This window comes from Oceanobacter kriegii DSM 6294 (assembly GCF_000422845.1).
Classification (GTDB): Bacteria; Pseudomonadota; Gammaproteobacteria; order Pseudomonadales; family Oceanobacteraceae; genus Oceanobacter; species Oceanobacter kriegii.
The window spans coordinates 24,782-38,452 of the sequence record NZ_AUGV01000021.1; the positions used below are offsets into that span (position 1 = coordinate 24,782).

Genomic DNA, 13,671 nt, shown 5'->3' on the forward strand with positions numbered 1-13,671 from the left:
CTATGAAGAGGTTCACGGAGCACTATTTCTTCTTGTTGATAACTCCCTGACTTACGAGTAGATCATAAATAACCTGCGCTTTTTCTTCTGCGCTCTCTTTCACCAAAATCGCGCCCCCCTTGGAGGCCGACTTGGCCGTTGCCGCCTTGAAGCGATCGGCTGCAGTTTTGGCCTTTTTCGCGGAGGCGATACGTTTAGGACGTTTGCGAGCTGGCTCAACCGTAACCTGACTCATCACCTCATCGGGATTGCTGCCAATGGCCATTTCCTGCAACTGACCACGTTGACCGCTGGCCCAGGCGGTTTGACGCGATTCCGCTGCGGCACTATCAACACTGGCAACAAAAGGCGCACGAACCTTTAACAGCCGACGCTGACCTCGCGGCAACGCCTGCAGAATTTCAAACTCACCATCGCCAGCCGCGGTGACCTCCACAGCGGCAGGCACCATTGGCCAACCTAACGCCTGTGCAATCAGGTACGGCACCATGCCCGAACCTTCGCCGGATTCTGCCCGGCTACCCGTCAGCACCACATCGGCTTGCAGCATCTTGAGCCGCTCCACCAGCGCCGGTACCGCATCGCTGTTGGCGTTTTGACGGGTCACATCAATACGCTCCAGCCCCATGCCCAGGTATTCGCGCAGAACCGACTGGCGCAGCGGGTCACTGCTGTCGCCAGCATGAATCACGTGCACCGAACGGTTGTCCATATTGAGCGCCAGTTCGAGCGCTTTGCTGTCCTGATCAGAGCGCCGTGGACGACCGGACTTCGGGTGTTTACCAACCGACACCAGGGTCGCCACAGTGTAGTTTTTGGCAGGGTTACTACTCAGCTTGCTATGCAACATCATGCTTGCCCTCATCACCGTCGGCAGCGCCGTCAGCCTGTACCTTGGCCATCAGCGCCGCCAGAATTTCCTGGCTGTCGCCTATCACGCTCAGGTCCGCCCGTTTCACCATGTCACAACCGGCATCGGTGTTAATGGCGATGACTTTTTCACAGCTGCCAATACCTTGCAGGTGCTGTACCGCACCGGAGATGCCCACCGCAATGTACACTCTGGCAGTTACCCAGGTTCCGGTAGCACCCACCTGGCGGAAGCGCGGCATAAAGCCATCGTCCACCGCCACACGGCTGGCGCCTTCGGTAGCCCCTAACACTCGTGCTGCTTCATGGAACTGATCCCAATCGTGAATGCCGTTACCCGCCGACAGAATAAACTCGGCTTCGCCCAGACTGATCTGATTTGGGTCAACGGCCACCGCTCCTGCATCCTTAATGCGCGTTAACACATCAGGCACTGCAGGCGAGGCTATAACACGCGCTTCATAGCGGGCTTCGTCAACCGGCATGGCGCATTCAGACGCCAGTGCCAGAATGCGGGCTGAAGCCAGTTCGCGAGTAATGTCGGTCAGTTCGCTGCCGCCCCGGCTGGTGACCTTGCCGTTCTTGATCTGCCAGGCGTGCATGATCGGGCGTTCACCCAAACGTGCCGCCAGACGCAGAGCACGGTCGTTGCCACTCAAGTGCGTATCCGGGAACAGCCATTGCGCCGGTTCCAGTGTGCGTTCTACCGCCAGCATGGCTTCCAGTTGCTGTTCTGGTGCAAAGCCCTGATAAGCCTCGCTGTCGAACACCACCACGCGGTCGACACCCGCCAAACCCAATGGATGATCCGGGTTGGCTTCTGTACCCAGCGCCGCTTTCACGGGGCCGAACACCACCGCCAATACCGCGGTGTCTTCTGCGGCATCGGCCAATGCCCGTGCCTGTCCGAGCACGTCTTTATCGTGGGCAGACAGTTCACCGTTTGGCATGTCCACAACCACAGCCACATAAGCCTGCGGTGCGTCGATGGCAATAATTGGCAGCTGTTCTTCTTTCTGTTCACGCTTGGCACCGGCCGCCGCGGCAGCAGAGCCACCCAGACGGTCGATGCGCTTGATGCCATTCGGGCCAATAAAACCAACCGCATGGGGGTTGCGACGGATCAGACCCGATGGCCCACGCACTTCCGCTGCGGGGCCATTCATTTCGGCAGCAACCTGTTCGTGCAGCGGGTGCAGACGGTTACGCAGAATCCAGTCCTTACGTGGGTCCTTTCTGATCAAATCAGACATTACGCCACCTCCTTCGCAATCGATTCGGACGGCTGTTCGATTTCAACCAGCTGAGCGGCCACGATTTCGGCGATGTCCTGCACCTCTGGACGAGGTTCAACCACCCCTTCCAGCATCGCAGTACACTGCTGACAGCCAACCGCTACCAGATCAGCGCCGGTTTCGCGAATGTCGTCCATCCGCATGTCGGCGATACGACGCTCACCCGGAATATCCGTGATCGGAGCCGCACCACCACCACCGCAGCAGCGGGAGCGGAAGCCGGATCGTTCCATTTCAGCCAGTTCAATACCCATGGCTTTCAGGACGTCACGCGGGGCGTCGTACTCGCCGTTGTAACGGCCCAGATAGCACGGATCGTGATAAGTCACGGTGCCTGCTGAAGTGAGAGCGTCGAGCTGGATCTTGCCTTCGGCCACCAGTTCGTTGATCAAGCGGGTGTGGTGCAGAACTTCCCAGCCGTTTTTGAGCAGCCCACTGTCTTCCATCAGGTCCGGATACTCGTTCTTCAAACAATGGAACGCGTGCGGGTCGGTGGTCACAATGCGCTTGAACTTGTACTGGCTCAGGGTCGCAATATTGCGTTTGGCCAGGCTCTGGAAGGTGGCGTCATCACCCAGACGACGGGCGACGTCACCACAGTCACGCTCTTCGTCACCAAGGAATGCGAAGTCGACGTTGGCGGCTTTGAGGATCTTCACGAACGAACGCAGGATGCGCTGGCTACGCATATCGAAAGCACCGTCGGATACCCAGAACAACACATCAGCTTCTTTCTTTTCAGACATCAGCGGAATGTTCTGGTCAGCCGCCCACCAGCCACGCGCCTGCGGATCGTTGCCGTTCGGGTTGTCGGTAGCAATCAGGTTTTGCAGGGTTTCGGAACCCTTGCCCGGGGTAGAGCCTTGCTCCAGTGTCAGGAAACGGCGCATGTCGACGATGGCATCCACGTGTTCGATCATCATCGGACACTCTTCCACACAAGCGCGACAGGTGGTGCAGGACCAGAGGGTTTCCTGGCTAACCAGACCTTCGGTAATCACTTCTACCGGCGAGCCTGTGGCGTTGCCCACGTCTTTACCGGGATAAGGAGAACCGGCGTACTTGGCGTCAGTCCCGCCCGCCAGACCGACAACCATATCCTGAATCAGTTTTTTCGGGTTCAGCGGCTGACCGGCAGCAAAGGCCGGACACATGGCTTCACAACGACCGCACTGTACACAGGCGTCAAAACCCAGCAGCTGATTCCATTTGAAGTCCGCAGGCTTGGCGACACCCAGGGTCTGACCTTTGGAAATATCCAGATCCAGCAGTTTCAGACCAGTCGAACGGCCGCCGCCGAAGCGCTCGGAACGACGGTGGAACGCCAGATGCAAGGCGCCGGCGAACGCGTGTTTCATTGGGCCAGCCCAACCCATGCCGAACAGCATTTCACCCAGACCGGCAACGATGCCCGCCAGCAGAATGAACGCCAGTACGCCGGAACCAAAACCTTCAGGCAGCACACCAGCAGCCGGCAGGGTCACAATGAAGAAGGTGGCGGCAAAGGTCAGCAGACTCTTTGGCAGACGCATCCACGGCCCTTTGGACAGGCGGGATGGCGGGTTAACACGACGACGGTACACAAAGGTGGCACCGACAAACATCATTGCGGTGGTCGCCAACAGTGCCCACGCCAGAATGGTGCTGTCGAGGCCAAAGCCGTGCACCAGAATGATGAGGATCATGGATGCCACGAAGCCGCCAGCGGTGGCAACGTGGGTGTTGGACATGACCTTGTCGCGCTCTACTACGTGGTGCAGGTCAACAAGGTAGCGGCGTGGCATGGCCATCAGGCCCGCCACCAGATCGACTTTTTCCGGCTGGCCAGCGCGCCACAAACGAATGCGACGCAGCATGCCTGCCAGCAGTACGGCTATGAACCCGGCCAACAGCCAGGGGATGACAGACTCCAGCATCCTGAGATCCTCGCTGTTATCGGCTTACAGGTGCATGCACAGACGCAGGGCGTCGTAGATGGCTGCGTGAGTATTGCGCTGGGAAACACAGTCACCCAGACGCCACAGCACCATGCCCTTGCCGTCGGACGTATCTTCAGCAAGCACTGGCTGAGGCTGAATCGCGAACAGGGTTTCGTTATCAATCTGGCCCTTGTTGCGGGATTCGGCTTTCAGTTCGTAGTACAGGGCTTCGTTTGGACGAGTGCCGTTTTCGACCACAATTTGATCCACCACGCGCTCTTCCTGCTGGCCGGTGTATTCGTTTTCCAGCACGGCGATGTACTTGTCGCCTTCCTTGTAAACCTTTTCCAGCATCAGGTCGGAGGTCATGATGACTTCCTTCTCATACAGGGAGCGGTAATAAGTCGGGAAGGTGGTACCACCGATGCCAACGCCTGGTTTGATGTCGTCTGTCACCAGCTCAACCATGGAGCCTTTCGACAACAGGTAATCCGCAGCAGACATACCGGAGAATTCACAGATGGTGTCGTAGATCAGGACGTTTTTGCCCGGCTCAACGGTGCCGTTGAGGATGTCCCAGCTCGATACCACCATGCCGTCTTTGGCACCCCAGTGCGGGTTCTGCTCGATGAACGGCGTACCGCCAGTGGCCAGAATACAAACGTCCGGGTTCAGGCTACGAATCAGTTCCGCATCCGCTGCGGTGCCCAGACGCACATCAACGCCCAGACGATCCAGTTCCATCGCCAGCCAACGGGTGATGCCCGCCATCTGGTCACGCTGAGGCGCCTTGGCAGCAATGGTCACCTGACCACCCAGCTCGTCGGCTTTTTCCAGCAAGGTCACTTTGTGGCCACGTTCCGCCGCAACCCGAGCCGACTCAAGGCCAGCCGGACCACCGCCAACAATCACCACGTTCCGCACCGGGCCGGAGGTCTTTTCAATGATGTGTGGCAGCCCCATGTATTCACGGGAAGTCGCCGCGTTCTGGATGCACAGCACGTCCAGACCCATGTACTGACGGTCGATGCAGTAGTTGGCACCCACGCACTGACGAATCTGGTCCACCTGATCCATCTTGATCTTGGCGATCAGGTGCGGGTCGGCAATGTGCGCACGGGTCATACCGACAAAATCGACGTAGCCTTCTTCCAGAATCCGCTTGGCCTGGTTCGGGTCCTTGATGTTCTGGGCGTGAATCACCGGCACAGACACCACTTCCTTGATGCCAGCGGCCAGATGCAAGAAAGGCTCTGGCGGGAAGCTCATGTTCGGAATCACGTTGGCCAGGGTGTTGTGTGTGTCACAACCGGAGCCAACCACGCCGAAGTAATCCACCATGCCAGTGGCATCGTAGTAGGCGGCGATTTTCTTCATTTCTTCGTGGTTCAGACCGTCCGGGTGGAATTCATCACCGGTGATACGCATACCGACAACGAAGTCCGGGCCGACCGCTTCACGCACGGCTTTCAGCACTTCCATACCGAACTTCATGCGGCCTTCAAAGGAACCACCCCACTCGTCAGTACGCTTGTTCACCCGTGGGGACCAGAACTGGTCGATCATGTGCTGGTGAACGGCAGACAGTTCCACACCGTCCAGACCGCCTTCTTTGGCGCGTACCGCAGCCTTGGCGAAGTCGCCAATGATGCGCCAGATCTCCTCCACTTCGATGGTCTTACAGGTCGCGCGGTGAACCGGCTCACGAATGCCGGATGGCGACATCAGGTTCGGCCAGTCACCACCGTCCCAACGGGAACGACGACCCATGTGGGTAATCTGGATCATGATCTTGCCGCCGTGCTTGTGCACAGCGTCGGCCAGATTCTGGAAATGCGGAATGATACGGTCGGTAGACAGGTTGACCGAGCTCCACCAGCTTTGTGGGCTGTCAATCGACACAACAGACGAACCACCACAAATACACAAGCCACAGCCACCCTTGGCTTTTTCTTCGTAATACTTCACGTAACGGTCGGTGGTCATACCGCCATCGGTGGCGTACACCTCGGCATGAGCGGTTGATACCACACGGTTACGGATGGTCAGCTTATTAATGTTCAGCGGCTGGAACAAAATATCAAACTGGGACATGGGTTCGTCTCTCTCGTCTGACCCCGGCCATCACGGTTAATAACGCCGGGGGTTTTGAATTCTTTTATCTCCGCTGTAATCACCGCGGAGAGGGTAGGATGGGCTTTGCCCATCACTGTTGGGCGCGGCCCAACCTACCTTGTCTTGTGGGCCGGGCGGTTAACCGGCGCGTTATCAGAAGCCAGGTTGCAGGGATTCCCACAGGGCGGCATCTTCTTCAGTCACTACCGGACGGCTCTCGAAGTAACCCACCTCAAAACCTTCCTGAGCGCCGCACTGGGTTTGCGCAGACAGGGTTTTGGTGGCAAAGCCCTGGGCCTTGGCGATCTGGTCGATGGCACCGGAGAACCAGCCGGTGAACATGTAATCGACCATGCGATTAACCTTGCCGTACTGGTATACAAAGGCGGAGTTTTCCAGACGCACCTTGCAGGTACCGGCTTCGATATTCAGCGCTTCGGTGATGAACAGGCCCCAACCACGCTGGGACAGACGCTTCATGTAATGCTCGAATACCGCATCGCCGCTCAGGCCATGGCATTCGGCTTCTTTCTCACACCAGTAATAGGCCGACTTGTAACCGGCGCGGTACAGAACCTCGGCGTACTTCTCAGCACCCAACTCGGCTTCAATCGCCATGTGGTTGTTAACGAAGAAATGACGTGGCACGTACAGCATCGGCAACGCGTCGGTCGTCCATACACCGGTTTCGTCGTCTACCTGGATCGGCATTTCTGGGGCGTGATAGCTCATGTTCGGTACTCGCATTTGCATCAATGAGTAAGCAATGACCAACCCCGCGGCGTCGTGCCGGGGGAATGGGGTATGCGAGCAGTCTAAGAAGGGGCGGATTTTTGGAAGTTACCAAAAACGACAGCGCCGGAACCGGAAGCGAATTGGCAGCATCGGCGGGTGATGTGTTCACCGCAGCATGGGAGCGGATTACAGGTCTGTTAGAAGCAATTGCAGAAAACAGCTATTCGAGTACAGCTCGATCAGGGAGAACGATTTGACAGAAAGGCCCTTGGCCAGGGCCTTACCAGAGTATTAAAGCACCGCACGGTTACTCATTGCGGCTTTGCGCCACCATATTGCCAACGAACTCCTGCACCGTGTCGCCATGCTGATTAAGCGTGGTGGTGCGTATTTTGAGGATGCCCCGTTGAGGGTTGGAGCGCGAGCGGCGGATGTCGATGACTTCAGTGGTTACCGTTAGCTGGTCGCCGGGACGCACGGGTTTTACCCAGCGGATTTCTTCAACACCCGCGCCAATCAGTCCGCCCACCGGTTTGAACGGTCCCTCTACCATCAGCTTCATGGTCAGTGCGGCGGTGTGCCAGCCACTGGCGGCCAATCCGCCGAACAAGGAATCCTTGGCGGCGTTATCGTCAAGATGAAAGGGTTGCGGATCGAATTCACTGGCGAAGCGTTTGATGTCGGCTTCGGTGAGGTGGTGGGCGTCGGTAACGAAACGCTGACCCACGCTGAAGTCTTCAAGATAGTAGTCGCTCATGCAGGTTCCTGATGTAGCCAAATCAAAAGGAAACCATGCCAGCGACCACTGCAAAAGAACATAGCTGCCGTTGCGACAGCTTGTTCTGCAACCCGAACCCTTGTTAGAGGTGCGGGTTCAATGGGTTTGAGCTTAGAACGCCAGCTGCGCCAGCATTCGCACGCCGGTAATCAGCAGCACGACGGCAAACACTTTTTTCAGTTTGGCGGCGTCCAGCCTGGCCGCCAGCGAGGCACCCACCGGCGCGAACAAGGTGGTCAGCGGTACGATGCAGACAAAGCCAATCAGGTTAACCAGGCCGAAGGTTCCGGCCGGAGCATCTGCCGGCGTTGTGCCGACCGCCAGCATGGTCAATGCGCCGGGCAGGGAAATAATCAAACCAATGGCCGCCGCTGTGCCCACGGCGCGGTGCGCCGGGTAGTTGTACAAGGTCAGCAAAGGCACCGAAATGGTACCGCCACCAATGCCCACCATGGAGCTGAAGAAACCGATACAGGTGCCCATTACGCCTTGTCCAACACGACCTGGCAGTTGCTGAAACAGCGCCGCCTTACCGGTACGAAACAACATATTCAGCGCCGACAGCGTCGCAATTACACCAAACAGCAGCGTGAACCAGTGGCCGTCCACCCGGGTAACCAGCCAGCTGCCCACCAGTACCCCCACCAGAATCAGCGGCGCCCAGCGCTTCAGCAGATCAAAATCGACGTTGCCCTTTTTATGGTGCGAGCGAATCGAGCTGACCGAGGTCGGTACAATGGTGGCCAACGAGGTGGCGGTTGCAATCACCATGGCGGACTCCGGCGACACGCCGAATCCCTGGAACAGGAAAAACAGCACAGGGACGATAACAATGCCGCCCCCCACGCCCAGCAGTCCGGCCAGAATGCCAGCGAAGATGCCCGTTGCGATCAGGGCCAGAAGAGTTGGAAGGTTCTGCGTTATCAGTTCAATCATGCTTGGTCGTATTGTTGTGAAGTATCAACACCGGGTGTACAGCTGCGCCCGGTAACTGGCGTACGTTATATACGCACCGCTTGTTGAAGAAAATTGATTTAATTTCAAACGCAGCTGAGGTCAGCTAATACTCCCATCAACGTCTTCTACCCAACGCCGTCTACTCGGCATCACCACTACTCCCTGCTTCGGCCCCTACTTTTGCCCCAAGCTCCCTCGATATAATGCGCTATAAACACGAAATAGAAATACCTGAGAAAAACACGGAATAGAAAGAAATCGACATATACAAGTTAACGACCAAATCCAGCCCCATATCGATTTTTCTCAGCGCAGGCCAATATCGTCGATGTTGAATGCAATCGTTGAAGCGCATCTGTCGATTGGCCACATTGGTAGTCTCAACTGGGTCAATTCAAGCCAAAACAGGCCGAACTCGCATAACCACAGCGCGCCAGAAACCCGAAAACAGTCCCGTAACCACGCGGTTTTTCGGGGTTTTTCACGCCGCCCAACAATTCATAACCTGAGGTTGTCATTTCCACGAATAAAAAGTTGTTTGTCGCGGTCATTTGCTCGTAATTAACATGCCCGAACAAATACCGGCATATCGATATGCCTTATTAATTCGAATAAAACCAAGGTAGCCAGCATGTTATTCAAAGGCATTTATACTCCTGTTATTACTCCTTTCGCCGACGATTTGTCCATTGATATGGACGCCTACGCAGCGAACGTTGCCTACCTGAAAGAGTCCGGCGTACACGGCCTGATGATCGGTGGCACCACCGGTGAATACTACGTTGAAAGCCACGAAGAACGCGTTGAGCTGCTGAAAGTCGCCCGCGAAACCGTAGGCAAAGACCTGCAAATCATCTTTGGTACTGGCTCCATGGACCCTCGTGCGTCCATCAAGCTGGCCGAAGCCGGTGCCGCCAATGGTGCCGACAGCCTGCTGATTGGTACGCCACCGTACTCCTTGCCAACCCAGCAGGAACTGGCCGACGTTGCCCTCAGCATCGATAACGCCGGTGGTCTGCCAATCATGCTGTACAACTACCCGGATCGCATGGGTGTGAACATGGAAGCCGAGTTCTTCGAACGCGTGTTCGAGAAATCCGACAACTTCCAGGGCATCAAGGAAAGCTCCGGCGACATCAACCGCATGCACATGCTGCTGAACGATTACCCGCAACTGCAAACCGCTTGTGGCATGGACGATCAGGCACTGGAATTCTTCGCCTGGGGCGCACAGAGCTGGGTATGTGCCGGTTCCAACTTCCTGCCAAAAGAACACGTTGCCCTGTATCAGGCTTGTGTTGTTGAAAACGACTTCAACAAGGGCCGCAAGATCATGGCCGCCATGATGCCGCTGATGCACGTGCTGGAGCAGGGCGGCAAGTTCATCCAGAGCGTCAAGTGTGGCGTCACCATCGATGGCCGCAACGGCGGTGCCGTACGCGCACCTCTGCAAGGTCTGCAAGACAGTGAAAAACAAGTGATGGCCGACGTCATCAAGCAGCTGAAAGCCGACGTTGCCAAGGTCATCGCTGGCTGATGTTGATGCCGGAGCAGACTGCGTCCCCTGTCGCGGTCTGCCTCTGACGCCAGCCTGAGCTCCCCCGCCTGACAACACAGGCGTCTCAGCTGGCTTGCTGTGTACAAAATTACCATTTCGCAAGATTCACGTTATGCACGATCGCGCCGGTGCAGGCGCTCACTCGCACTGAAAAAGGATAACTTCCATGTCTGATATGCTGACGTACGACGAATACAAGGCGCTGGCCGCCGACATCCAACTGCCATCACTGGCCTACATCAACGGCGAATTCCGCCCGGCTGCCAGTGGCAAAACCTTTGCCAGCACCAACCCCGCGACCGGTGCCCATCTGGCCGATATCGCTGCCTGTAACGCCGACGACGTCAACGTCGCCGTTAGCGCTGCCCGTGAAGCATTCGAAGACGGTCGCTGGAGCAAGCTGCACCCGAACGAGCGTAAGGCTATTTTGCTGAAGCTGTGCGATCTGGTTGAAGCCAACGCCCACGAACTGGCCGTAATGGAAAGCCTGGATTCCGGTAAGCCGATTACCGACTGCGAAACCATCGACATTCCTGAATTTGTTCACACCCTGAAGTGGCATGCCGAACTGGTCGACAAAATCTACGACCAGACTGCCCCGGTTGGCTCCGACGCCATGTCGATGATCGTACGTGAACCGATTGGTGTGGTTGGCGCGGTGCTGCCATGGAACTTCCCACTGCTGATGCTGGCCTGGAAGATGGCACCGTGTCTGGCTGCGGGCTGTACTCTGGTACTGAAACCTGCCGCTCAAACCACCCTGACCACCCTGAAAATTGCCGAACTGGCAGCCGAAGCCGGCGTACCAGCGGGCGTCTTCAACGTAGTTTCCGGCAGCGGCCGTGAAGTCGGTGAGCCGATTGGCCTGCACATGGACGTCGACATGGTGACCTTCACTGGCTCTACCGCCACAGGCCGTCGTTTCCTCAACTACGCCGCCGAATCCAACCTGAAAAAAGTGGTACTGGAGCTGGGTGGTAAAAACCCGTGCATCGTCCTGGACGACGCCGAGCGTCTGGACGAAGTGGCCGAGCAAGTGTGTGCCGCCGCGTTCTGGAACATGGGTGAAAACTGCTCTGCCGGTTCCCGCCTGATCGTTCAGGAAGGCATCAAGGACGAACTGCTGGAGCGCATCAAACACTTCGCCAAAGACTGGACCGTCGGCGACCCACTGAACCCGGAAAATGCCCTGGGTGCGATGGTCGACAAAGGCCACTTCACCAAGGTTGCCAGCTATCTGGATCTGGCCCGTGAAGAAGGCTACGACATCGTTCTGGGTGGTGACACTTCCGAAGGCTGCTACATCCAGCCGACCGTTGTGGCTGGCGTGAACAACAGCGACAAGATTGCCCAGGAAGAAATCTTCGGCCCAATTCTGTCCGTTATCAGCGTCAAGGACTACGACGAAGCCATCGCTGTCGCCAACGACACCGAATACGGTTTGGCAGCTTCTGTGTTTACCGCTAACGCTCGTAAGTCGCTGCGTGCAGCGCAAGCTGTTCGTGCTGGCACTGTGACGGTTAACTGCTTCGGCGAAGGCGACATCACCACGCCATTCGGCGGTTACAAGCAGTCCGGTTTTGGCGGTCGTGACAACTCCATTCACGCCCACGACCAATACACCGAGCTGAAAACCATCTGGGTGGACCTGAGCGAAGGCTAAGCCGCCGCTTATCACAACCACTCTGAACCGCGGTTTGTTGCTGCCGAACGCCAGTTCGGCAGCAACCCTTTCTGGCCAACTGAAGATGAACAAAACAACAATCAAGGCCCGCCGTTTGCCAAAAGATCCCGGCCCTGCGGGATGGAACAGCCTGCTGCCACAGCGCAGCCCCTATCCGGCACTGGACACCGACCTGACGGTCGACTGGGCCATCGTCGGTGGTGGCTTTGCAGGCATGGCCGCAGCCCATCGCCTGAGCCAACTGGTCAACGACGATTCCATCGTGATTCTGGAAGCCTCCGAACTGGCCAAAGGCCCAGCCGGACGCAACAGCGGCTTTATGATCGACCTGCCCCATGAGCTGACCGCTGAAAGCTATACCGGTGGCCATGACGAAGACATGAAGAACATCCGCCTTAATCGCATGGCGATCCGGTTTGCCTGCGAGATGGCGAAGGAGTACGACTTTGCCCCGGGCACCGTCGCCCCAACCGGCAAGGTAACCGCCGCGTCGACCGAGAAAGGTCTGCGCCACGTGATGGACTACAAGCAGCATCTGGAAGCCATTGGCGAGTCGTTCGAGCTGATGGATCACAAACAGATGCACAGCTACACCGGTACCAATTTCTACCACACTGGCCTATTTACTCCTGGCGCAGTGATGATCCAGCCTGCTGCTTTTATTCGTCAGGCGGCCGACGGTTTGGTGAACAAAAAAGGCGTGCGCATTTTTGAAAACTCGCCGGTGCTGCAAATCGATCTGGGCAGCAGTACCCATGTACTGAAAACCCCCAATGGGCGGGTTCGGGCACGTAACGTCATCATGACCGTCAACGGCCATATCGAGTCGTTCGGCTTCTTCAAAAGCAAGCTGATGCACGTGTTCACCTACGCCTCCATGACTCGCAAGCTGAGCGCAGAAGAGCTGCAGCGGCTGGGTGGCAGTGCCGACTGGGGGATTTTACCTGCCGACCCGATTGGCACCACCGTGCGCAAGGTGTCGGATTTTCAGGGCAGCGGCGACCGCCTGATCATTCGCAATCACGCTACGCTGAACCAGTCACTGGAAGCCAACCCGGCCAATATGGCGCGCGCCAAACGGTTGCAGCAGAAATCCTTTGATGCCCGTTTTCCAATGCTGAAAGGGGTTGAGATGGAATACCTGTGGGGTGGCCGGCTGTGTCTGTCGCTTAATTCGGTACCCGCTTTTGGCGAGCTGCGCGAGCGACTGTGGTCGGCTTGTTGCCAGAACGGTTTGGGCACCGTAAAAGGCACCCTCGCTGGCATGATGGCCGCCGAACTGGCCTCGGGGCAGCCCAATTCCGACTACCTGCGCGACTTTATGCAGGTAGAACAACCCAAGCGTTTACCGCCAGAACCCTTCCTTTCCGTTGGCGCCAACAGCGTTATGCGCTTCAAGGAATGGCAAGCTGGGCTGGAGTTGTAAACGTTATCCCAACGTGATCTCCAGGGCGTTTTGTCGCTGCTCTGATGCGGAGCAGCCCAACAAGACGGGAACAACAGACATTCAGGACAATACGAGACATGAAACAACAACCGATCAATAAATAACCGTCCTGAAAAGCGCGTGTTTTCTGGCCTGAACAGATGGATAACCTGAGGTTATCAATTACCTGAAATAAAGGTTATTAGATGTTCAAAGGGCAGATTCATATACTCGAAAAACATTAAAGAAGAACTACAAGAATAATTAATTCCTGAAGCACGATATAAAAATCGAAACCCGATTTTAAAACTCGTTATTCGATTTTTAAAATCAG

10 protein-coding genes are annotated in these 13,671 nt (G+C 56.7%); 3 read left to right on the forward strand and 7 right to left on the reverse strand.

Annotation, left to right across the window (positions count from 1 at the left end; translation table 11 throughout):
* Positions 1-22: 22 nt before the first annotated feature.
* The 7 genes from G516_RS0111630 to G516_RS0111660 all read right to left on the reverse strand — a co-directional run bounded on the left by G516_RS0111630 (position 23) and on the right by G516_RS0111660 (position 8,648).
* Positions 23-853: an adenine nucleotide alpha hydrolase family protein gene (locus G516_RS0111630; protein ID WP_245582662.1), complete on the reverse strand. Its 831-nt coding sequence runs from the start codon at positions 851-853 to the stop codon at positions 23-25.
* Positions 840-2,123 (reverse strand): electron transfer flavoprotein subunit alpha/FixB family protein, encoded by a 1,284-nt coding sequence (locus G516_RS0111635; protein WP_028293809.1) that lies wholly within the window; start codon positions 2,121-2,123, stop codon positions 840-842. Before G516_RS0111635 ends, G516_RS0111630 begins: the two co-directional genes overlap by 14 nt.
* On the reverse strand, positions 2,123-4,081 hold the full coding sequence (locus tag G516_RS0111640) for a (Fe-S)-binding protein (RefSeq protein WP_028293810.1): 1,959 nt from the start codon (positions 4,079-4,081) through the stop codon (positions 2,123-2,125). The genes G516_RS0111635 and G516_RS0111640 overlap by 1 nt, the downstream gene beginning before the upstream one ends.
* Before the next feature lie 24 nt (positions 4,082-4,105).
* On the reverse strand, positions 4,106-6,178 hold the full coding sequence (dgcA, locus tag G516_RS0111645) for a dimethylglycine demethylation protein DgcA (RefSeq protein ID WP_028293811.1): 2,073 nt from the start codon (positions 6,176-6,178) through the stop codon (positions 4,106-4,108).
* A 174-nt stretch (positions 6,179-6,352) separates the two neighbouring features.
* Positions 6,353-6,931: a DUF5943 domain-containing protein gene (locus tag G516_RS22175; RefSeq protein ID WP_051219340.1), complete on the reverse strand. Its 579-nt coding sequence runs from the start codon at positions 6,929-6,931 to the stop codon at positions 6,353-6,355.
* Positions 6,932-7,241: 310 nt separating this feature from the next.
* Entirely contained in the window at positions 7,242-7,691 is a 450-nt protein-coding gene (locus G516_RS0111655) for a MaoC family dehydratase (RefSeq protein ID WP_028293812.1), read from the reverse strand.
* 132 nt (positions 7,692-7,823) lie between these two features.
* Positions 7,824-8,648 carry a sulfite exporter TauE/SafE family protein gene (locus G516_RS0111660; RefSeq protein ID WP_036536105.1) on the reverse strand — a complete coding sequence of 275 codons (825 nt, stop codon included), beginning with the start codon at positions 8,646-8,648 and terminating at the stop codon, positions 7,824-7,826.
* A gap of 652 nt (positions 8,649-9,300) precedes the next feature.
* Here G516_RS0111660 and G516_RS0111665 point away from each other — a divergent pair.
* The 3 genes from G516_RS0111665 to G516_RS0111675 all read left to right on the forward strand — a co-directional run bounded on the left by G516_RS0111665 (position 9,301) and on the right by G516_RS0111675 (position 13,337).
* The gene (locus G516_RS0111665) at positions 9,301-10,206 is read left to right on the forward strand and encodes a dihydrodipicolinate synthase family protein (protein WP_028293814.1); all 906 of its coding nucleotides are present in this window, start codon (positions 9,301-9,303) and stop codon (positions 10,204-10,206) included.
* A 187-nt stretch (positions 10,207-10,393) separates the two neighbouring features.
* Positions 10,394-11,890, forward strand: a complete 1,497-nt coding sequence (locus G516_RS0111670; RefSeq protein ID WP_028293815.1) for an aldehyde dehydrogenase — start codon at positions 10,394-10,396, stop codon at positions 11,888-11,890.
* 85 nt (positions 11,891-11,975) lie between these two features.
* Complete coding sequence (locus tag G516_RS0111675) at positions 11,976-13,337, forward strand: NAD(P)/FAD-dependent oxidoreductase (RefSeq protein WP_028293816.1); 1,362 nt, start codon at positions 11,976-11,978, stop codon at positions 13,335-13,337.
* Positions 13,338-13,671: the final 334 nt, after the last annotated feature.